General features: G+C 74.5%; 21 protein-coding genes. 10 read left to right on the forward strand and 11 right to left on the reverse strand.

The features are described 5' to 3' along the window. Positions 1–80 precede the first annotated feature (80 nt). Entirely contained in the window at positions 81–866 is a 786-nt protein-coding gene (locus QJS33_RS13015; RefSeq protein WP_306368205.1) for a DUF4253 domain-containing protein, read from the forward strand. 3 nt (positions 867–869) lie between these two features. Here QJS33_RS13015 and QJS33_RS13020 read toward each other — a convergent pair whose 3' ends face one another. Beyond that, positions 870–1,391 (reverse strand): NUDIX domain-containing protein, encoded by a 522-nt coding sequence (locus QJS33_RS13020; protein ID WP_306368206.1) that lies wholly within the window; start codon positions 1,389–1,391, stop codon positions 870–872. An 88-nt stretch (positions 1,392–1,479) separates the two neighbouring features. Then, positions 1,480–2,118, reverse strand: coding sequence for a bifunctional 2-polyprenyl-6-hydroxyphenol methylase/3-demethylubiquinol 3-O-methyltransferase UbiG (locus tag QJS33_RS13025; RefSeq protein ID WP_306368207.1), 639 nt, complete (start codon positions 2,116–2,118; stop codon positions 1,480–1,482). Between the two features lie 72 nt (positions 2,119–2,190). Between QJS33_RS13025 and QJS33_RS13030 the strand changes: the two genes are divergently transcribed. Then, positions 2,191–3,090, forward strand: coding sequence for an NADP-dependent oxidoreductase (locus QJS33_RS13030; protein ID WP_306368208.1), 900 nt, complete (start codon positions 2,191–2,193; stop codon positions 3,088–3,090). 11 nt (positions 3,091–3,101) lie between these two features. Here the strand turns inward: QJS33_RS13030 and QJS33_RS13035 are convergent, their stop codons facing one another. Both QJS33_RS13035 and QJS33_RS13040 read right to left on the reverse strand, forming a co-directional pair. Next, a complete protein-coding gene (locus tag QJS33_RS13035) occupies positions 3,102–4,277 on the reverse strand; it encodes a DUF2716 domain-containing protein (RefSeq protein ID WP_306368209.1) in 1,176 nt (391 codons plus the stop codon). A gap of 104 nt (positions 4,278–4,381) precedes the next feature. Then, a complete protein-coding gene (locus QJS33_RS13040) occupies positions 4,382–5,146 on the reverse strand; it encodes a MerR family transcriptional regulator (RefSeq protein WP_306368210.1) in 765 nt (254 codons plus the stop codon). 136 nt (positions 5,147–5,282) lie between these two features. On the opposite strand from QJS33_RS13040, the gene QJS33_RS13045 reads away from it, so the two are divergent. Then, the gene (locus QJS33_RS13045; RefSeq protein ID WP_306368211.1) at positions 5,283–6,098 is read left to right on the forward strand and encodes a thioesterase family protein; all 816 of its coding nucleotides are present in this window, start codon (positions 5,283–5,285) and stop codon (positions 6,096–6,098) included. Positions 6,099–6,302: 204 nt separating this feature from the next. On the opposite strand, the gene QJS33_RS13050 is transcribed toward QJS33_RS13045, so the two are convergent. Next, positions 6,303–7,064 carry a metallophosphoesterase gene (locus QJS33_RS13050; RefSeq protein ID WP_306368212.1) on the reverse strand — a complete coding sequence of 254 codons (762 nt, stop codon included), beginning with the start codon at positions 7,062–7,064 and terminating at the stop codon, positions 6,303–6,305. A 105-nt stretch (positions 7,065–7,169) separates the two neighbouring features. On the opposite strand from QJS33_RS13050, the gene QJS33_RS13055 reads away from it, so the two are divergent. Both QJS33_RS13055 and QJS33_RS13060 read left to right on the forward strand, forming a co-directional pair. Further along, positions 7,170–7,772, forward strand: a complete 603-nt coding sequence (locus QJS33_RS13055; RefSeq protein WP_306368213.1) for a CGNR zinc finger domain-containing protein — start codon at positions 7,170–7,172, stop codon at positions 7,770–7,772. Between the two features lie 60 nt (positions 7,773–7,832). After that, complete coding sequence (locus QJS33_RS13060; protein WP_306368214.1) at positions 7,833–8,273, forward strand: hypothetical protein; 441 nt, start codon at positions 7,833–7,835, stop codon at positions 8,271–8,273. Here QJS33_RS13060 and QJS33_RS13065 read toward each other — a convergent pair. From QJS33_RS13065 to QJS33_RS13075, 3 genes are read right to left on the reverse strand one after another with little or no spacing between them, the layout of a single operon-like run. Next, complete coding sequence (locus QJS33_RS13065; protein ID WP_306368215.1) at positions 8,252–9,151, reverse strand: metal ABC transporter permease; 900 nt, start codon at positions 9,149–9,151, stop codon at positions 8,252–8,254. The two genes, QJS33_RS13060 and QJS33_RS13065, sit on opposite strands and share 22 nt — an antisense overlap. Further along, positions 9,139–9,906 (reverse strand): metal ABC transporter ATP-binding protein, encoded by a 768-nt coding sequence (locus QJS33_RS13070; RefSeq protein ID WP_306368216.1) that lies wholly within the window; start codon positions 9,904–9,906, stop codon positions 9,139–9,141. Before QJS33_RS13070 ends, QJS33_RS13065 begins: the two co-directional genes overlap by 13 nt. Continuing rightward, positions 9,903–10,847, reverse strand: coding sequence for a metal ABC transporter substrate-binding protein (locus QJS33_RS13075; RefSeq protein WP_372339649.1), 945 nt, complete (start codon positions 10,845–10,847; stop codon positions 9,903–9,905). The genes QJS33_RS13070 and QJS33_RS13075 overlap by 4 nt, the downstream gene beginning before the upstream one ends. Positions 10,848–11,086: 239 nt before the next feature. Here QJS33_RS13075 and QJS33_RS13080 point away from each other — a divergent pair, with 239 nt between their 5' ends. The 3 genes from QJS33_RS13080 to QJS33_RS13090 all read left to right on the forward strand — a co-directional run bounded on the left by QJS33_RS13080 (position 11,087) and on the right by QJS33_RS13090 (position 14,392). Further along, positions 11,087–12,982: a serine/threonine-protein kinase gene (locus QJS33_RS13080; protein WP_306368217.1), complete on the forward strand. Its 1,896-nt coding sequence runs from the start codon at positions 11,087–11,089 to the stop codon at positions 12,980–12,982. Positions 12,983–13,049: 67 nt separating this feature from the next. Continuing rightward, positions 13,050–13,529, forward strand: coding sequence for a GbsR/MarR family transcriptional regulator (locus tag QJS33_RS13085; protein ID WP_306368218.1), 480 nt, complete (start codon positions 13,050–13,052; stop codon positions 13,527–13,529). Continuing rightward, entirely contained in the window at positions 13,526–14,392 is an 867-nt protein-coding gene (locus QJS33_RS13090) for an alpha/beta fold hydrolase (protein ID WP_306368219.1), read from the forward strand. Before QJS33_RS13085 ends, QJS33_RS13090 begins: the two co-directional genes overlap by 4 nt. Positions 14,393–14,677: 285 nt before the next feature. Here QJS33_RS13090 and QJS33_RS13095 read toward each other — a convergent pair whose 3' ends face one another. Both QJS33_RS13095 and QJS33_RS13100 read right to left on the reverse strand, forming a co-directional pair. Next, on the reverse strand, positions 14,678–16,687 hold the full coding sequence (locus QJS33_RS13095) for a cation:proton antiporter (RefSeq protein ID WP_306368220.1): 2,010 nt from the start codon (positions 16,685–16,687) through the stop codon (positions 14,678–14,680). A 338-nt stretch (positions 16,688–17,025) separates the two neighbouring features. Next, positions 17,026–17,652, reverse strand: coding sequence for a TetR/AcrR family transcriptional regulator (locus tag QJS33_RS13100; protein ID WP_306368221.1), 627 nt, complete (start codon positions 17,650–17,652; stop codon positions 17,026–17,028). Between the two features lie 53 nt (positions 17,653–17,705). Between QJS33_RS13100 and QJS33_RS13105 the strand changes: the two genes are divergently transcribed. After that, a complete protein-coding gene (locus tag QJS33_RS13105) occupies positions 17,706–18,653 on the forward strand; it encodes an NAD-dependent epimerase/dehydratase family protein (protein WP_306368222.1) in 948 nt (315 codons plus the stop codon). A 4-nt stretch (positions 18,654–18,657) separates the two neighbouring features. Here the strand turns inward: QJS33_RS13105 and QJS33_RS13110 are convergent, their stop codons facing one another. Beyond that, positions 18,658–19,326, reverse strand: a complete 669-nt coding sequence (locus tag QJS33_RS13110) for a winged helix-turn-helix transcriptional regulator (protein ID WP_306368223.1) — start codon at positions 19,324–19,326, stop codon at positions 18,658–18,660. Between the two features lie 66 nt (positions 19,327–19,392). Here QJS33_RS13110 and QJS33_RS13115 point away from each other — a divergent pair, with 66 nt between their 5' ends. Continuing rightward, on the forward strand, positions 19,393–20,262 hold the full coding sequence (locus QJS33_RS13115; RefSeq protein WP_306368224.1) for an alpha/beta fold hydrolase: 870 nt from the start codon (positions 19,393–19,395) through the stop codon (positions 20,260–20,262). Positions 20,263–20,312: the final 50 nt, after the last annotated feature.

Raw genomic sequence — 20,312 nt, forward strand, 5'->3', positions numbered from 1 at the left:
TCCGGGGAGTGGACCGGCGCGAAAGTCGGTACTCTGCCTGCGCGATCCGAGCGTGGTCGAAGGAAGACGAGGAATCCCCGATGGACCCCCAGGCCGACATCTCCATCCAGCTCCCGCCGGGCAAGCCCGCCCTCTCCGAGGGCGGCGAGCCCGTGATGTGGATCAGCGACGGCACCGCTCCTGCGGGGCTGTGGCAGGAACTGCGCGCCGCGCACGCCGAATCGGGGTGGTGGCCGCTGCTGCTGACCTCCATGGCCGATAATGACGGCGACCGCCCCTGGGAGAGCGGGGAGCTGCGCCCGTCCGCCGACGGTGCGGTCTCCGACCACGACGTGGAGGCCGTCCTGGCCGGGGCGTGGAACGGCTCCACCCAGGTCGACGAGGAGTACGACCACCTCGTGCCCGAGCAGCGGCTCGCCGTCACCACCCCGCACGGCGTCGCGTGGCCGGGCCTGGCCCCCGAGGTGCCGCTGACCGCCGACCCCGGCGAGTCCGCCGACCGCAGCGCCGCGTGGCTGGTCCAGCGCCCGGACCCGCGCCTGGGCCTGGTCCGGGCGGCCTCCGGCGCCGAGGCGCTGAGCGTCATCGGCTGGCAGGGGGCCGTCAACCACGGCCTCGACGTCACAGCGATCTCCGCGGTCCTGGCCGACTGGGAGCGCCGGTTCGGGACGCGACTGGTGATGGCCGGGTTCGACACCCTGGTGCTGAGCACGGCGGCCGTCGTCGCCGGCCGGGAGCAGGCGATGCGCGTGGCGGCCGAGCACTTCGCGCTGTGCCCGGACAACGTCTGGCAGGGCACGGGCAGCCTGGAGTCCTACGCCGAGTCGCTGATCGGCGACGAGACCTGGTCCTTCTGGTGGGACTGAGGATCAGGTCGCGGAGATCAGGTAGAGGAGGGCGCTGACGGTGGTGGCGCTGACCAGGTCGCCGCGGGCGATCAGGGCGGGGGCCTCGGTCAGCGGCACCCAGTCCAGGCGTTCGGACTCCCAGGGGTCGGTGGGCTCGCCGACGCGCACCGCGTCGTCGGTGACGAACACGTGGTGCTCGCTGTCGGTGAGGCCGCTGGAGGGCTGCACCCGCAGCAGGGGCCGCAGGGTGCCCGGCCGCCAGCCCGTCTCCTCCTCGGCCTCCCGGGCGGCGGCCGCGCGGGGCTCCTCGCCCTCGTGGACGCCGCCCATGGGGATCTCATAGCCCCAGGTGTCGGTGATGAACCGGTGCCGCCACAGCAGCAGCACCCGGCCGCCGTCGCGCAGCACGGCGCCCGCGCCGCGGGGGCGGCGGATCAGCCGGTGGTCGAAGCGCCGACCGCCGGGGAGTTCGATGTCGGCGGCGCGCACGTCCAGCCACGGGTCGGTGTACAGGGGGCGCTCCGAGTGGACGGTCCAGCGCACGGGCGGCTCACTTCCCAGTGATTTCAGGCGGTATGTGCATTTTCCTGTGGAACTGTGCACCGTGTCCGTGCCGACACGCCACCTGTTTTCAGCCTTCGGCCCGCCAGACGAGGGAGTGGCGCCAGAACAGGTGCCGCCGCAGCCGCACCCCTGGCAGCACCCGGCCCGCCTCGCGGGCGATCTCGGGCAGGGTCATGGCGGCCGGGGCGGTGCGGGCCGTCATCGACGCCGGGCGCGCCCGGCGCCCGCGCGCCCGGCCCACGGCGAGGTTGGCCGGGACGGCGATCGCTCCCAACAGGTGGTCGGTGAACTGTGACGGCTCGTGCACGCCCAGCACCAGCAGGGTTCCACCCGGGGCGAGCCGGTCGCGCAGCCGCTCCAGGGTCGGGGCGAACGGCAGGTGGTGCAGCACCGCCACGCAGGTGACGACGTCGAAGGGCCCCCCGGGCAGGTCCGCGGCGGCGTCGGCCACCCGGAAGGAGACGCCCGGGCGCACCCCCGTCGCCGCGCGGGCCAGGTCCACGACGCGCGGGTCGGCGTCCACACCGACCACCTCCGCGGCCCGGTCGGCCAGGGCCCGCACCAGGTCGCCGGTGCCGCAGCCCACGTCCAGGGCGCGGTGCACACGCGCGGGGACCCGTTCCAGAAGCCACGGGTGGTAGTGGGCGTTGTGGTCCCAGGGGTGGGCGTCGTTGAACCGGTCGACGGCGGCCGGGAGTCCGGGCATGTCTCCTCGTTCGGGACAGGGCTGTTCGGGCACGCTAGGTTAGGCCACCCGTGGGACGAGAGGAACGAACCGATGCACGCTGTCCGATTCGCCGAGTACGGCGCCCCGTCGGTGCTGACCGTCGAGGAGACCGACCCGCCCGAACCGGGGCCCGGGCAGGTGCGGGTGGCGGTCAAGGCGGCCGGGGTCAACCCGTTCGACGTCAAGGTCCGATCGGGTGCGATGCGGTTCGGGACCCTGCCGCGCGGCCTGGGCTCGGAGGTCGCCGGAACGGTGGACGCCCTGGGCGAGGGGGTCACCGACACGGCGGTGGGCGAGCCGGTGGCGGGGTGGGCGGTGACCGGCGGATACGCGGAGTACGCGCTGGTGGGGACCTACGCGGCCAAGCCCGAAGAGCTGGACTGGGCGCAGGCCGCGGCGCTGCCGGTGGCCGGGGAGGCGGCGCTGCGCGGGCTGCGGGAGCTGGCGCCCCGCAAGGGCGAGACGCTGCTGGTGCACGGGGCGTCCGGGACGGTCGGGGCGATCGCGGTGCAGTTCGCGGTGGCCGACGGGGTGAGTGTCGTCGGCACCGCCGGGGAGGCGAACCTGGAGCGGGTGCGGGCGCTGGGCGCGACCCCGGTCGCCTACGGCGCGGGGTTGGCCGACCGGGTCCGGGAGGTCGCCCCGCAGGGGGTGGACGCGGTGCTGGACGCCGCCGGGCACGGGGTGCTGCCGGACGCGATCGCGCTGCGCGGCGGCACCGCCGACCGGGTCGTCACCCTGGCGGACGGGGCCGCGCAGGAGCTGGGGGTGCGGTTCTCCTCCGGCGGCGCGGCGGGGCAGACCCCCGAGGTGCTGCGCACCCTGTTGGACGCCCAGGCGCAGGGGCGGCTGGTGCTGCCCGAACCCCGCCTGATGAGCCTGGCCAACGCCGCCCGGGCCCACGCCGAACTCCAGGCGCGCGGCTCGGGCAAGATCGTCCTCATCCCCTGAACCCGGCCCGCTCACGTCAGGCGGAGCGGGGGGCCGAGAAGGGCGGTGAGGGGCACCTCCAGGGTGGGGAGAACATCGCCGAGAACGTACAGCCGCTGTTCCCAGGGGCTGCCGAGGATCCCCAGGCGCAGGTCGGCGGTGACGTACGCGGTGTAGTCACCGTCGGGGAAGACCTGTCCGGGGAAGGGCGGCAGCCCGGGACCGTCGACGCGGCGGGGGTCGAACCGGTACCCGACGTGGTTCCGGTCCAGGTGGTAGAGGTGCTCGCCCGGGCGGGTGCGGGCGGTGAGGGCGGCGCGCGCCGCCCGTTCCAGGAGCGGGTCCGGGGCGGCGAGTGCCCAGATCGCCGCCGGGGGCGGCGGGGTCAGGACCGGGCGCCCCTCGGCGTCGGGGGTGAACCCGTGGCGTTCGGTGAAACGCACCCACAGGTCGGTGTGCTCGGCCTCGTGCAGCAGCTCGCGCACCGGCCGGTCGGCGGGCGGCCGCCCCGGCGGCGACCAGTGGTGGGAGCGGACGGTGCCGATCTCGACCAGCCCCGCCTCCAGGTACATGGCGCGCAGTGCGCCGTCGGCCTCGGCCGCCACATGGCACGGCGCGTCCGTGCCGAACCACCCCCAGGCGCGCGGCAGGGTGGGCCTGGTCCACTCGGCCATCGCCCCCAGGAACTCCGGATGTGGTGCGCTCATGCCCTGGACCAGGGCGAACGGTGAGCCGTGCGGGTTGTGGAACCAGGCGACGGCGCGGGTGCGCCCCGCCAGGGCCAGGGTGCGGAATCGAAATCCCACCCCGTCGCGCCGGTGCTCGGCCAATGGGACCCGGTGCGGTCCGCCGGCGGCGGCCAGTGCCTCGGCGTCCCGCCCCGGCTCGCCCCAGGAACACCCCGGGGGCGGCGCCGGGTCGGTGAACGCGGCGATGTCGCCTGCCAGCAGCGATCGCTCCCACCCCGGGGCGAATCCCGCCGCCGCCAGCGCCGCACCCAGGTGCGGGTCGCCGTCGTAGACCCGCCACTCGACCGGCTCGCCCCGTTGCAGAGAACGTTCCAGGACCTGGTGGACCAGGGTCGCTGCGTCGTCCGGGGTGCCCGCGCACTCTGCCACGGCGTGGGTCCCGTGGCGGACGACCACGGCCGCCCCCTCGTGTTCGGCCACGGCCCCCGCGGGGGCCGGGTCGGGGATGCGGGCGCGCACGTGCGTGTCGTACAGGCGGCGGAGCGGGGAGGGGTCGATGGTGGGGCTCCCGGGGGAAAGGGGGCACGGCGGCGGCCGTGCCCCGGTCGGGGGTGCGGGGCCGGTCAGCCGCGCTCGCGGCGGTCGGCGTTGGCGGCGAAGGCCTCGCGCAGGTAGCGGCTCAGCCCCGGGGCGTCGGCGTCGATGGTGGCGGTGAACCGCTCGTCGTCGACGTACAGGGCGCCCAGGCCGCGGTGGATCTCGGTGGTGCAGTCGTAGAACCAGCGGGTGATGTGGGCGCGGTGGCGCTCGGCCAGGTCCATGGCGCGCTCGCCGTCGGCGGGCGCGCCCTCGGCCATGGCGTCGGCCAGGGCGCGGTGGATCTCGGCGGCCTCGGCCTGGTTCCGCCGCCAGTCCTCCCTGGTGTAGGAGCCCACCTTGCGCTGGGACTGTGCGTAGGCCTCGCAGCCGCCCCAGCGGCGTTCGGCCTCGGCCGAGTGGGCGTCCACGTCGAAGTCGCCGAACAGTTCCAGGCGTTCCTCGGGGGTGATGTTCAGTTCCATGGCGTCGGCCTCCAGCAGGAGTTCCAGGCTGCGTGCCAGGGCGCGCAGGCGTTCGATGCGGTCGGTCACCAGCCCGTGCTGGCGCAGCAGGTGGGCGCGGGTGTCGGCGGCGGGGTCGTCGAGGATCTCGGCGATCTCCTCCAGGCCGAAGCCCAGTTCCCGGTAGGTGAGGATGCGGCGCAGCCGTTCCAGGTCCCCGTCGCTGTAGCTGCGGTAGCCGGAGGGGGTGCGCTCGGCCGGGACGAGCAGTCCGATCCGGTCGTAGTGGTGCAGGGTGCGCACGGTCTGTCCGCTCAGGCGGGCGACCTCGCCCACGGTGCGGCCCATCGGCCCTCCTCGTATCCGCGCAGGTGGCGGGTGTGTTCCCGATGTCTCCGACGCTAGGGCCTGACGTCGCGTCAGGGTCAAACCGTTCACGGTCCCGTGTCGCCCGCACGAACTTACTGACGGGTAACATTGTGGTATGAGCCCTGACCCCATCACCGAGCAGTACCGGTTCGACCGCGACACCCGCGTGGAGAAGCTGTCCGACGGCGAGTTCACAGCCACCCTCACCGACGCCTGGACCACCTTCACCTCCCACCCCAACGGCGGGTACATCCTGGGCACCGCGCTCAACGCGCTGCGCCAGAACCTGAGCCAGCCCGACCCGCTGGCCGTCTCCGCGTTCTTCCTGCGCCCCGCCGCACCGGGCGCGGTCACCGCCCGCACCGAGGTGGTCCGCGAGGGCCGCCGCACCGCCACCGGCCAGGTGATCCTGGAGCAGAACGGCAAGGAGATCGTCCGCGCCACCGCCACCTACGGCGACCTCACCCCCGACCCCGCGGCCCGGGTGCTGACCCTGGACACCCCGCCCGACCTGCCCGCCCCCGAGGACTGCCCCGTTCCCGACGAGTTCGCGGACAGGCCCGACGGGCTCGGCATCGCCCACAGCGTCGAGTACCGCTACCCCACCCGCCCGGGCTGGCTGGACGGCGAGAAGGACGGCCGCCCGCACGCCGAGTTCTGGATGCGCTTCGCCGACGGCCGCGAACCCGACGTGCACGCCCTGCCCGCCATGGTCGACTTCGCCCCGCCGGCCGTCCTCTCCATCGGTGAGTTCACGACCATCACCGTCGAGCTGAGCGTCCACGTGCGCGCCCGTCCCGCCCCCGGGTGGCTGGCCTGCCGGGTCTTCACCAAGCACGTCTCCGGCGGCCTGCACGAGGAGGACATGGAGGTCTGGGACTCCACCGGGACCCTGGTCGCCCAGTGCCGCCAGCTCGCGATGCTCCTGTGACCGCTCCCCCGGGGCGGGACCGGCGACTGTGCCGCCTCGCCTAGAATCCCAACGGGTCCGACGGTTCCCGGCCAGACCTGCACGGGACCGTCGAACCGGGAAGTGACCCGGTCAGGTCGCCGCGGCGACCACCGGTTCGATCGGGGACCTTCTGCTCACCGGGGCCGTCACCGACTCGTGGCGGCCCCGAGGTGTTCCCCCGCCTCAGGCCTCCGCCCCGGCGCGCATCACCGCACGGAAGTGCGTGCTCAGCCGCTGGTCCTCGTCCAGGAGGTGGAAGGCCACCCCGGGCGGCTGGGTGCGGTCGGCGACCGGCTCGCCCTCCCAGGGCATGCGCAGCGTCCACGTCACCCCCGGCGCCAGCAGCAGCGGCCGCCCCGCGAACATCGTCGCCCCACCGGTGTGCATGTGGCCCACCAGGATGCCCGCCACGCGGGGGTGGGCGCGCAGCAGCCCGGCCAGGTCGTCGGCGTTGCCCAGGCGCATCGAGTCCGGCAGCGGATGGTGCATCCGCACCGGCGGGTGGTGGAAGGCCAGCAGCGCCGGAACGTCCGCGGGCAGATCGCTCAGCGTCTCGTTGATCCACACCAGGGTGGCCGTGTCCAGCCGCCCGCCGTCCTCGCCCGGGATGGTGGAGTCGCAGGCCAGCACCGCCGCCCCCGCCACGCGGTGCACCCGGTTGAACGGTTCCGCCGAGGCCGCCTCGCCCAGCAGGTGGGTGCGCAGCCCCGCCCGGTCGTCGTGGTTGCCGGGGCAGACGATCACCGGGAACGGCAGGTCCAGCAGCCGGGCCGCCTCTTCGTACTCCTCGCGCTCGGGGGTGTCGGCGATGTCCCCCGTGACCAGCAGGGCGTCCGGGGCCTGCGGCAGGTCGCGCAGGTAGGCCACGGTGCGCTCGGCGCGCTCGGCGGCGCGCTCCGAGCCGTCCAGGTGCAGGTCGCTGATGTGCGCGAGGAGAAGAGTCATCGGGGTCCTTTCCGGGTTCACCGGAGTCGATGTTCTAACGGATAAGTTAGTGTTAACCGTTAGAACGCTAGCCCGTGGGGAACGATGCGGGCAAGTGGGGTTCCGGTGAACGAACGGGGGGTCATGGACGGCCGACTGGCACTCGAACTGGCCGGGACGATCCGCCACGACGGCTCCGGCGGGATGGCCGACGACCTGGACGGCGTCGAGGGGACCGCGCGCTGGCTGACCACCGCGGCCGGCCTGCCGCCCGACTGCGCGGCCCCGCCGGTGGACGAGGAGCTGCACGCCCAGGTGGTGACCCTGCGCGGGGCGGTGCGCACGCTGTTCGCCCGGGTGGTCGGCCCCGACCGGCCCGACCCCGCCGACACCCGGCCGCCGGCCCCGGACCGGGATGCGCTCGCCCTGCTCAACGCGGCGGCGGCCCGCCAGGCGGTGGTGCCCCGGCTGCGCTGGGAGGGCCCGGACGCGCCCACCGTGGAGTTCGCGCCCGGCGGGGGCTGCCCGGACACGGTGGCGACACTGGCCCGCGCCGCCATCGCCTTCTTGGAGGGACCCGACCGCGAGCGGCTACGGGTCTGCGCCGCTCCGCGCTGCGAGCGCTACTTCGTCCAGGCCCACGGCCGCCAGCAGTGGTGCGGCACCTCCTGCGGCAACCGGGCCCGCGCCGCGCGCCACTACCGCCGCCACGCCGCCGCCCGCACCTGAACGCGGCCGCGTGAGCGAAAGGGGGGACCGATCGTCGTAGGGGCGCGGTGTACTGGCGCCATGCCGATCTACGACCACCTCGCGGCCGCCGACGACACCGCGGCCGCGGCCCTGCTGGAGGCCGACCTCGCAGAGGCCGGGGTGCCGCTGCCGTCCGTCAAGGGGGTCGACCCCGCCGTCGGACCGGGCGGGCTGGAGGCGGCCCTGACCGGGCTGTCGGCCGACGAGGTCGGCCGGGACCCCCGGGCGGCGGCGCTGCTCACCGACCCGGCGCACGGCGCAGTGTGGATGATGGCGCTCACCGACCGGCTGCGCGACGCCCTGGCCGCGGCCGCCCCGCCCGAGCGGGAGCGGGCCGCGGCCGCGTGGGCGGTGGCCCAGGGCCTCTCCCCGGACCGCGCCGGCGCCTGGGACCCGGCCGACTTCACCGAACGGCTCGCCGACCTGGCCCGCGCCGCGGCGGCCCGGGGACACCGACTCTACTGCCGGGCCGTGCTCTGATCCGCGGCGGTGGCGGCCGGGGTGGGGCGGCGACGGCGGCGGCCCAGGACACCGTGCAGCGGGGAGAACAGGTAGGCCAGGGCGAACGCCGTCGCCTGCGCCAGCACCACGGAACCGCCGGTGGACACGTTCAGGTGGTAGCTGGCGAACACCCCCGTCACCGCGGCGACCACGGCGACCCCCACCGAGATCGCCAGCATCCGCTCGAACCGGTCGGTGAGCAGGTAGGCGGTCGCGCCCGGGATGATCACCATGGCCACCACCAGGATGATCCCCACCGCCTGCAACGCCACCACCACGGTCACCGCGAGCAGGCCCAGCAGCAGGGTCTCCAGCAGGCGCGGGTTGATCCCGATCGCGTGGGCGTGCACCCGGTCGAACGCGTACAGGGTCAGGTCGCGGTGCTTGACCCACACCACGCCCAGCACCACCGCCGCCAGCACCAGGATCTGCCGGATGTCCGTGTCGGACACCCCCAGCACGTTCCCGAACAGGATGTGACTCAGGTCGGTCTGGCTGGGCACCGCGGACACCAGCACCAGCCCCAGCGCGAACATCGCGGTGAACACCACCCCGATGACCGCGTCCTCCTTGACCCGGGAGGTGCGGTTGACCACCCCGATCAGCGCCACCGACCCGGTGCCGAACACCAGGGCGCCCAGCGCGAACGGCAGCCCGAACATGTACGACAGCACCACCCCCGGCAGCACCGCGTGGGAGACCGCGTCGCCCATGAGCGACCAGCCCACCAGGGTCATCCAGCACGAGAGGACCGCGCACACCACTCCGGCCACCACGGCCACCAGCAGCGCGCGGCGGACGAAGTCGAACTGCATCGGCACGGCGAACCAGTCGACGACCGCGGTCAGTGCGTCCACCGCTCCCCCTCCCCCTGAACGTGGACGCCGAAGGCCTCCATGACGGTCTCCGGGCGCAGCACCTCGTCGGGCGCGCCCCGGGCGATGACGCGCCGCTGGAGCAGCACCGCCTCGTCGCACAGCTCCGGCACCTGGGCCAGGTCGTGGGTGGACAGCAGCAGGGTGCGGCCCTCGTCGCGCAGCCTGCGCAGCAGCGCGGTGACGGTGGCCTCCGACCCCTTGTCGACCCCGGCGAAGGGCTCGTCGAGCAGCAGCACGTCGGCGCCCTGGGCCAGGGCGCGGGCGACGAACGCGCGCTTGCGCTGGCCGCCGGAGAGCGCTCCGATGCGGCGTTCGGCCAGGCCGGTCAGGTCGGTGCGCTCCAGCGCGTGCTCCACGGCCTCACGGTCGGCCGGGCGGGGGCGGCGGCGCAGCCCCATCTGCCCGTAGCGGCCCATCATGACCACGTCGCGCACGCTCACCGGGAAGTCCCAGTCGACCTGCTCGGCCTGGGGCACGTACCCCACCAGCCCCTTGCGGCGGGCGGTGGCGCCGTCCAGGCCCAGCAGCCGTACCCGGCCGCGGTCCGCGCGGACCAGGCCCAGGATGGTCTTGAACAGGGTGGACTTGCCCGAGCCGTTGGTGCCCAGCAGCCCGCAGATCCGGCCCGGCTGCACCGACAGCGACACCCCGTCCAGGGCGAGCACGTCGCCGTAGTGGACGGTGGCGTCGACGACCTCGACGGCGGGCGCGGCCGGGTGCGCGGCGGCGGTCACGGCCGGGTCCGGGTGAGTCCGGCCACGATGGTCTCGGCGTCGTGGCGCAGCAGGTCCAGGTAGGTGGGCACGGGTCCCCCCTCCTCCGACAGGGAGTCGACGTACAGGGGGCCGGCGAGCTCGGCCCCGGTCGCGCGGGCGACCGAGTTCTGGGCGCCGTCGTTGACGGTGCTCTCGCAGAACACGGCGGGCACCCCGTTGTCCTCGACGTATCGGGTGACCTCGGCGATGCGCTGCGGGGTGGCCTCGCTCTCGGCGTTGACCGGCCACAGGTACATCTCGGTGAGCCCGGCGTCGCGGGCCAGGTAGGAGAAGGCGCCCTCGCAGGTGACCAGGGCGCGGGCGGGTTCGGGGACGGTGCCCAGCTCCTCCTCCAGGTAGTCGCCGACCTCGGTGATCTCGGCCTTGTAGGCGTCGGCGGCGGCCGTGTAGTCGGCCTCGCCCTCGGGGTCCACCTCGATCAGGGCGTCGCGGATGTTGTCGACGTAGACGAGGGCGTTGTCGGGGGACATCCAGGCGTGGGGGTTGGGTTCGCCCTCGTAGTCGCCGGAGGAGATGGGGATGGTCTCCACACCTTCGGAGAGCACGGCGGTGGGGGCGTCCACGCGTTCGGTGAACTGGGCGAACCAGGCCTCCAGGCCCAGACCGTTCTCCAGGATGAGGTCGGCGTCCTGGCCGCGGACGAGGTCGTCGGGGACGGGCTCGTAACCGTGGATCTCGGCGCCGGGGCGGGTGAGGGAGGCGACCCGGACCCGGTCGGCGGCGACGTTCTCGACCATGTCGGCCAGGACCGTGAACGTGGTCAGGACCAGGGGGCGCCCGTCGTCGTCCTCTCCGCCGGGGGAACCGGCGGAGGGAGCGCAGGCGGTGAGGGCCAGGGTGAGGACGAGCGGGGCGGCGACCCAACGCGGTGAAGGGGTCCAATCTCTAAAGTTCGGCACACCTAACTTTTTACCATGTGCGGGCAGAACTATGCGCGCCGGGGGTGGTGGACTTCGCTCCCGCGCACCCTGGAGCGGCGATGGGCGTCCCCGCAAGCGCGCCGCACGAGCCGAGATGACCGGAACCGGACGAATCGATGATCGGTAGCGGAAAGCATCAAGGGCACATCTCACTACAACCGTCGACCGACCCGCACGTCGGCGCGGGTCGGTCGGGACGGCCCGCACGAGGGAGCGCCATGGGGTCCGAACCCGAAACCGAGCGCCTGCTGCGCGACCGCTACCACCTCGGGGAGGAACTCGGCCGCGGCGGTATGGGCCGGGTCTGGAAGGCCCACGACGACGACCTCAACCGGACCGTCGCCGTCAAGGAGATCCTCTTCGGCCCCGGGCTGGACGATGACGAACGCGCCCGTGCCGCCGCCCGGGCCCGCCGTGAGGCCCAAGCCGCCGCCATGGGCTCCCACCCCAACATCGTCACCGTCCACGACATCTTCGAGGAGGACGGCAGCCCCTGGATCGTCATGGAGTTCCTCACCGGGCGCCCCTTGGACGACCTGGTCCGCCACGAGGGTCCCCGCGATCCCGCCACCGTTGCGAAGTGGGGGATCGACCTGCTCAGCGCGTTGGACACCGCGCACTCGCAGGGCATCACCCACCGCGATGTCAAACCCGAGAACGTCATGGTCACCGACTCCGGACGTGTCGTCCTCACCGACTTCGGCATCGCCACCATCGCCGATACCGCCGCCGTCACCCAGACCGCCGGGGTGATCGGCTCCCCCGCCTATCTGGCCCCCGAACGACTGGCGTTGGAGCCCGCCACCCCCGCCAGCGACCTGTGGTCGCTGGGTGCGACCCTCTACCACGCGGCCACGGGGGTCTCCCCCTTCCGGCGGGAGGGGGTACCGGCGACGTTGAACGCCATCCTCACCCAGGAACCGGCACAGCGACTGCGCTCGGTCCCGCTCGACCAGGCGGTGCGCGGGCTGCTGGCCAAGGACCCCGGACGGCGCTTGGACTCCCAAGGCTGCCGGGACCTACTGACGGCCGCCGCGCGGGGACACGGTCCGGCCCCGGCCGCACGGGCCTCGGTCCCGGCGAGCTCCTCGGGCCCCCCGGGTGCGCCGACCGCCGCCCCCGCCGACCCTTCTCACCCGTCCGGCCCGTCCACGCCTGGGACCATCGCGTCCCCCTCGGGGCCACAGGCGGCGCCGCTCGCACCGGCCGGGCCGCCGCCCCCGCGCACCCCCACGGGCTCGGGACCACCGGTTCCACCGCCCGCGAACCCGCCGGACCACGACACCACCCGGTGGATCCCACGGAGCGCCGGATACATCCCGCCGCGGTCCGGGCCCGCCCACCCGGTGCCGACACCGCCGGAGCCGCCCTCGTCCCCCGGCGCGTCGGAGACCGGGCCGTCCTCCCACGGAGGCCGACTGTCCTGGCCGGTCGTGGTCCTGGCGCTGGGGTTGGCCTTCCTCGTGGCCGGCGCGAGTCTGGTGGTCCTCATGGACCCGTGGGGCGAGCCCGGCGGAACGGTGCTGTCGGGTGAGGATCCGGCGGCCCCCGGCGCGAGCGCGCAGGAGAGCGAGGAGCCACAGACCACCGCCCCGGGTACCGACCCCACGGCCGGACCGTCGCCCACCGATGCCGAGACACCCGAGGAGGCCGAACAGGACACGGGTGAGCCGAGCGCACCGGGCATGACCTGGAGTCGGGACGCCAACGGGTTCTCGGTGCTGGTGCCCGAAGGGTGGGACAGGAGCGTCGAGGGCTCCAGTGTCTACTACCGCCGCCCCGACACCAACACCTACCTTCAGATCGACTCGACAGCGCACCCCACCGACGACGAGTACGAGCACGTCCGCATCCAGGACGAGGGCGCGCCCGAGCGCATGGGGAACTACCGGCTCGTGGCCATGGAGGACGTCACCGATCAGACCGACTTCCATTCGGCGGCCGACTGGGAGTTCACCTGGACCGACGACGTGGAGGACCGGCACGTGCTGGCCCGCAACATCGCGGTCTCCCCGGGCGTGCACTACACCGTGGTCTGGGCCTGCCCCGACGGCATCTGGGCCGACCACCGGGAGATGGGCCTGGCCGCCCTGGACTCCTTCGCCCCGGCCTGAACCCGGCCGGACCGCCCTCGGATTACCGTCGTTGCAGTCATGACTGCAACGACGGTAATCTGGGGCGATGAGCGCTCCCACCGACGACGAGGCCGCCTTCGTGGACGAGGTCGCCGAGTTCTTCGCCCGCGAGGGCCTACCGCTGATCTCCGGCCGGGTGCTCGGCTGGCTGCTCGTCTGCGACCCGCCCGAACAGAGCCCCGCCCAGATCGCCGAGGCCCTCAAGGTCAGCCGCAGCTCGCTGAGCACCGCCGTCCGCCTGCTCACCCCCGGCGGCCCGGTCGAGACCGTGCGCCGCCCCGGCGACCGCAACGTCTACCTGCGGGTGGCCGCCGACGGGTGGAGCCGCATGCTGGAGCGCCGCTACGCCCAGGGCTCCGCGTTCCGCCGGATCACCGAGCACGGGCTGCGCGTCCTCCAGGACGCCCCCGCCGAGCGCCGCGAACGCCTGGCCTACGTCAACGAGCTGTACCGGTTCCTGGAATCGGAGCTGCCCGCCCTCTTCCTCCGCTGGCAGGAGACCCGGGGCAAGGACCCCGCACCGTGACCGGCGACCCCTTCGACCGCACCGTCATCACCCGCCCCGAGGGACCCGTCAGCGTCACCGTCGCGGGCGACCAGGGGCCGCCGGTCCTCCTCCTCGGCGGCGCGGGACAGGACAACGCACTGCTCAGCTGGCGGCACCTGATCCCCGCCCTGGCCCGGGACCACCGGGTGTTCGCCCCCGACTGGCCCAAACAGGGCCGCAGCCGCCCCTGGCAGGGCACCGCCGACCACGGCGTGCTGCTGAGCGTCATCGACACCGTCCTGGACCGCTTCGCCCTGGAGCGCGCCGCCCTGGTCGGCCTCTCCCAGGGCGGCGCGCTCACCCTGTCCTACGCCATCGAACGCCCCGACCGGGTGGAGCGCCTGGTGGCGATCGCCCCCGCCGGGACGCTCTCCTTCCCGCCCGTGGTGCACCAGTTGCTGTGGCTCACCGCCCGCAGCCGGTTCCTCAACACGACCCTGCCGGGGATGGTGATGCGCTCGCGCGCGGGCGTGGAGAGGTTCGTGCGCTCCGCCCTGGTCCCCGGGCCGGTGGCGGACTTCGACGCCATCGTGGACGAGGTCCTGGAGGAGGTCCGGGCCAACGGGGCCGGCTCCTCCGACTGGCAGAACGCCTCCATCGGCCTCACCCGCATGAACGTGGACCTGCGCCCGCGCCTGGGCGAGATATCCTGCCCGGCGCTGTTCGTCCAGGGCGACCGCGACATCGGGGTGCCCCCGAAGCGCACCGCCGCGGCGGCCGCGGCGGTGCCCGGGGCCCGGCTGGAGGTGATCGAGGGGGCCGGGCACTGGGTCAACCGCCAGTGCCCGGACCGGGTGGCGGAGCTGGTCCGCGGCTTCCTGGCCGCGGGCCCGCGCCCCTAGGCCGTGTTCGACGGGTCATTCCGCCCGCCCGTCACCCACCGCCACCCTCAACGGACGCCTTCGGCGCGGCACCTCCGCGAAGCCACCGGGCCGCCTCTCGCCGCACCGCCTTCGCCTGGACGGCCGAACCCGGGCGGGCCCCGCCGTGCGGCACCGCCGAGCCTGCGAGGCAGGGCACGGTAGGGGCACCTGCTGCGCTCGTCGTCGTGCGGGAGATCGCCCGGCGGCCGCTCGTGTCCTTCGGCGCAAGCGCCGAGCCGCACGAAGGCATCCGCCGAACACGCCCTAACGGCGACCGCTCGACCGCGCGACCGGGTCGATCATCGTCCCGTCCAGGTAGCACCAGGCCCACTCCTCGCCCGGCTCCGCGGAGCGGACGATGGGGTGCCCCGCCCCGTCGGCGTGCGATCGCGCGTGGCGGCCCGGGGAGTCGTCGCAGCAGCCCACGAACCCGCAGGTGGTACAGATCCGCAGGTGCACCCAGTCGCGCCGCCCCTGCTGGAGGCACTCGGTGCAGCCCGAACTCTTGGGCAGCACCGGCCGGACCGTGTCGATGTGCGCGCACGCGGTGTCGGGGTCGGGGCTGAAAACGTCGATGCGGGTCGGGTCGGGGTGGACCGGATCGGCGTGCCCGATGCCCAACAGGTCCAGGACCGTACTCCCCAGCGGCTCGGTCACCGCCCTGTTGGTGTCCACCACCCGGGTGACCTCCGCGCCGTACAGGCCCGGAATGTCCGGGGCGTCGGTCGGGCGCACCACGATCGGGACACCGGGGGCCACACCGCCCAAGATGTGCGCGATGTGCGTCCCCTCCTCCGCGGTATTCTCCGCGATGACGATGAGCTTGACACGCTCCATGCCGACCTCGTGCAGGACGCTCTCCTTGGTCGCCTCGCCGAGCACGACCGCGTGCCCGAAGGACTCCGCCTCCGCGGCCAGGTCGGGGTTGAGCGTGGTCACGGTGACCGGAACGTCGTTGACGACCAGGTAGTGGCCCAGGTTGCGGGCCGCGGGGCCCCAGCCCGCCAGCAGCACGCGGTCCCGGACGTCCGCCTCCTCCGCGGCCCCGGCCCCGGCCCCGGCTCCGGCTCCCGGCCCGGCGGCCACGGGCAGGCGCCGGGCGATGGACTCCCCGAGCGCGCCCAGCGCGGGGGTGGCCGTCATCAGAACGACGGTGACGGCGACGAGGAGCTGGTCCCCCTGCGCCCCCAGCCCCGCGGGGGTGAGGCCGTACTCCGCGCCGCTCTGTTGGAGGACGAACGAGAACTCACCGATCTGGGCCAGCAGGAAGGCGGACCCCACCGCCGTGGGCGCGCCGACCCTGAGCACGGCGACGGCCACCGCGGCCGTCACGGCCTTGATCACCACCACGGCCAGCGCCGCGAGCAGGACCACCCACCACAGCCGGATCAGCAGGGAGAGGTCGAGCAGCATGCCGATGGACACGAAGAAGACCGCGCTGAAGATCATCTGGAGCGGCATGATCTCGCTGAGCGCGTGGGCGCTGTGCCGCGACTCGCTCAGTACCATGCCCGCCAGGAAAGCGCCCAGCGCGTTGCTGACCCCGGCGAGCGAGGTCAGATAGGCCACGCCCAGGGCGATCGCCACGATGGTCAGCAGGAAGACCTCCGGCGAGCACAGCCGGGCGACCCGTTCCAGCAGCGGCGGCATGACCTTGCGCGCGATGACGATGACGGCGACCAGGACCAGGGCGGCGGTGCCCAGCGCCCGGGCGATCCCCCAGAACCCCTCGCCGCCGCCCCCGCCCAGGAGCGGGACCAGCAGCACCATGGCGATGACGGCCAGGTCCTGGAAGATGAGCGTGCCCACGGCGGCCTGGCCCACGGGTTGGCGGGTCAGCCCCTTGGCCGCGACCACCTTCAGCACGATCGCGGTGGAGGACAGCGCGACCAGGAAGCCGGTGAAGACGCCGACCCGCCAGTCGCCGCCGAAGGCGACCACGAGCCCGGTCACGGCGAGGGTGGTCAGCACCACCTGGGCGCTGCCGCCGCCCAGCACGAAGCGCTTGATCCGGGCCAGGCGGTCGACCGAGAACTCCACACCGATGGTGAAGAGCAGCAGCATCACCCCGATGTCGGCGGCGCTGCGGACGACCTCCTCGTCGGCGACGAACCCGAGCTGGTGGGGGCCGATGACCACACCCGCCAGGAGGAAGCCCACGATCGGGACGACCCGGATCCGGACGAACAGCGCCCCGATCAGGCCCGCCGCCACGAGCAGGGCCACGATCGGGCCGAGGTAGGTCGGGGTCTCCCCCGCCGCCAGATTCAACATGGATCTTCCCTCACCCCGGTTCGGACCGCAGCGGCCGGCGCCGGGCACCGGCCGCTGCGGGCACGGCAGGTGCCATCGTAACCGGCGGGGACCTGCGCCCGAAGCGGCGGGGAACCGGGCCGCCCCGGGGCTCGGGACCCGGGGTCGTGGTGGGTCCGGTACCCGGGGTCGCTCCGCTCCGGTTCCCGCTCGTGCGGTTCCCGGGCCGAAGGTGCGGTCCCCGGCAGGGCCGCGGGCGGCGGGGCGGGGGGACGGCGCCGCTCCAGGCCGGCGGGCGACCACCGCGACCGCCCGGGGGGAGGCCCCGTGACCGGGACCGGGCGCGGGGCCTCCCCCGGTCAGGACCGGACCACCTGGTGCAGCAGCGCGTCGGTGGTGTGCCCGCGCCACCAGGCCGCGGAGCGGCCCAGGTGCGCGGTGTACAGGGTGAACAGCTCCGGGGAGAGCAGGCCGACCATGAGGTCGGCGGCCTGCGCGGCGTCCAGCCCGGGGCGCAGTGCCCCCCGGTCGGCCAGGGCGTCGGCGAAGACCCGCTGCACGGTGCGGCGCTGCTCGACGTTGGTGCGCCACAGCTCGGCGAGGTCGGGGTCGGCGGTGCCGCCGCGCACCGCCTCCAGCAGCCCGGCGACCCGCTCCATCACCGCGCCGGCCCCGGCGACCTGTAGGCGCACCTGGGCGGCGGCGTCGGGGGCGGCCAGCGCGTCGCGCACCCAGGGGCGCTCCAGGGTGGGCACGGGGGCGGCGTCCCCGGCGACGGCCTGGTCGACGGCCTCCCTGAGCACCGCCGCCTTGGTCTTGAAGGTGTAGTACACCGTCTGCACGCCCACCCCCGCCTCGGCGGCGATCGCCTGGACGCTGGTGGCGGCGTACCCCTGCGCGGTGAACAGGGCGGCGGCGGCCCGGGCGATCCGGGCGCGGGTGGCCAGGGAGCGGGCGGTGCGCCCGTCGACGGCGGGTGTGTCCATGGCCACGATCCTAGGACTTGACTGTAGTAAGACTCCACATATCTATTTGGAGTATGACTACAAGAAACCTGCGGGTACTGGTCCTGGGCGGCTACGGCGCGGTCGGCGCGCCCACCACGGCCGCACTGCGCGCCGCCGGACACACCTGCCTGACCTCCGGGCGCGACCCCCGCCGCGCCGACCTGCCCCTGGACCTGGCCCGCCGGAGCGACTACCGCGACGCCCTGGCGGGGATCGACGTCGTGGTCAACACCGCCGGGGCCGAGGACCCCGCACTCGCGGAGATCGCCGCCGACCGCGGGGCGGCCTTCGTCGACCCCACCGCCACCGCCGACTACACCGCCCGGCTCCAACGCCTGACCCCGCGCGCCCCGGTACTGCTCAGCGTGGGCCTGGCCCCGGGGCTGACCACCCTGCTCGCCGCCGACCTGCACGCGGCCCACCCGGGCACCGGCCCGATCGACGTGGCCGTGCTCCTGGGCGAGGGCGAGGCGCACGGGGCGGCCGCCACCGCGTGGACGCTCGGCCTGCTCGGCCGCTCCTTCCCCGACCCGGCCACCGGCGAGCCGGTGCGCAACCTGTCCCGGGGCGCCCGGGTCGACCTGCCCGGACAGGGGCGGCGGCGGTTGCTGCGCGCCGACTTCGCCGATCAGCACGTGCTCACCCGCGACCTGGACCGCCCGGTCCGCACCCATCTGGGGCTGGACTCCCCCGCCCTGACCCGGGGTCTGGGGCTGCTGGCCCGCCTGCCCGGCGCGGGCCGCCTGCGGCGGGTCCCGCACCTGCCGGGTTCGGACGCCTGGACGGCGGCCGCGCGCAGCGGCCCCCACCTGCGCCGGGCGCGCGGCCGCGGCCAGTCGCGGGCCACCGCCCTGGTGACCGCCCACGCGGTGGGCCTGGCCGCGGACCTGCCGCCGGGCGTGCACCACCTGCACCGGGTCACCACCCTGGCGGACCTGCCCGACCTGCCCGGCATCGCCTTGGACTCCTCCGACGCCTGAGCGGCTACCGGACGGCGGGGGGCGGCGCCGCGGCGGCGACGAGGCGGTCCAGCAGAGCGGGGTCGCCCTCGATCTCCAGCCGGCCCGCGGCCACGGCGTCGGCCGGCGGCTCCTCCCGCGCCAGCACCCGCTGCCAGGTGTCCTTGGCGGTGCGCACGACGACGTCCGCCCGGCCCGGGGCCTCGCCCCGGGCCAGGTGCGCCAGCCGCCCCTCCCGGACGCCGATCCGGTAGCACTCGCGGCCCAGCCACACGTCGTAGTCGGCCGACCAGGGCCCGTGGTTCCGGGGCGGGTCGAAGAACGTGCGCAGACCCAGCATGACGGAGTCGGCGCTCACCTCTCCCGACAGCGGGACCACCGGGGAGCGCACGCCCCACCGGGCCAGCGCCCGGAAGACCGGTTCCAGCTCGGCGCCCCATTCGGTCAGCTCGTACACCCGGGCCGGAGCCGGGGGCGGCAGCTCCCGGCGGCGCAGGACGCCGACGGCCTCCAGGTCCTTCAGGCGCTGGGAGAGCACGGTGGGCGCGATGGCGGGCAGCGCCTCCTGGAGGTCGCGGTACCGGCGCGGCCCCAGCCGCAGCTCCCGGACGACGAGCAGCGCCCACCGCTCGCCGACCAGGTCCAGGGAGTGCGCGATCGGGCACCCCTCGCCGTAACTCCGCTTACCGGGCACTTGAACCCCCCTCGTAACTATGAAAATAATAGTAGCAGCTATTAATTTCGTAGTTAGGGGAACACCATGGCCACCGATCCCGTCCGCTCGGGAGAACTGCTGCTGCCCTCCGGCGACGCCCTGGTCTGCGCGGAGGCGTTCGGTTCGGCCCAGGACCCGACCGTCCTGCTCATCGGCGGCGCGGCCTCCTCCATGGACTACTGGGAGGACGGCTTCTGCGCCCGGCTCGCCGCCGCCGGGCGCCACGTGGTGCGGTACGACCTGCGCGACACCGGCCGGTCCACCGCCTACCCGGCCGGCGCGCCCGGCTACACCCGCACGGACCTGGTGGCCGACGCCCTGGCCGTCCTGGACGGGCTGGGCGCGCGCACCGCGCACCTGGTGGGGATCTCGATGGGCGCCGACCTCGCCCAGTGCATCGCCCTCGGCCACCCGGAGCGGGTCGTGAGCCTGACACTGGAGTCCGCCACCCCCGGCGGCCCGGACCGGCCCGGGCTGCCGCCGATGGAGCCGCGGCTCAAGGCGGTGTTCGCCGACCAGGGCCCCGGGCCGGACTGGACCGACCGCGCGGCCGCGATCGAGGCGATGGTCGAGGGCGAGCGCGTGTTCGCCGGGTCGGTCTTCGACGCCGAGCGGTCGCGCGCGACCTCCGCGCGGGTGTACGACCGCACCACCGACATGGCCGCGATGCAGACCAACCACTGGATCCTGGAGGAGGACGGGTCGCCCGACCCCGACCCGGCGAACATCACCGTCCCCACGCTGGTCCTGCACGGCACCGAGGACCCGTTGTTCCCCCTGCCCCACGGACAGGCGCTGGCCGGGGCGATCCCCGGCGCCCGCCTGGTGCCGCTGCCCGGCGTGGGCCACCAGTACCCGCCCGAGCCGCTGTGGGACCCGGTGCTGGCCGAGATCACCGCGCACACCGCACGCTGACGCGCGGACCCGTCGGTCGGCGGGCGGGTCCCACCCCGGAAAAGTAAGCG

Origin of the sequence: Nocardiopsis sp. CC223A (assembly GCF_030766825.1) — a bacterium.
In the GTDB taxonomy this organism is placed as follows: domain Bacteria; phylum Actinomycetota; class Actinomycetes; order Streptosporangiales; family Streptosporangiaceae; genus Nocardiopsis.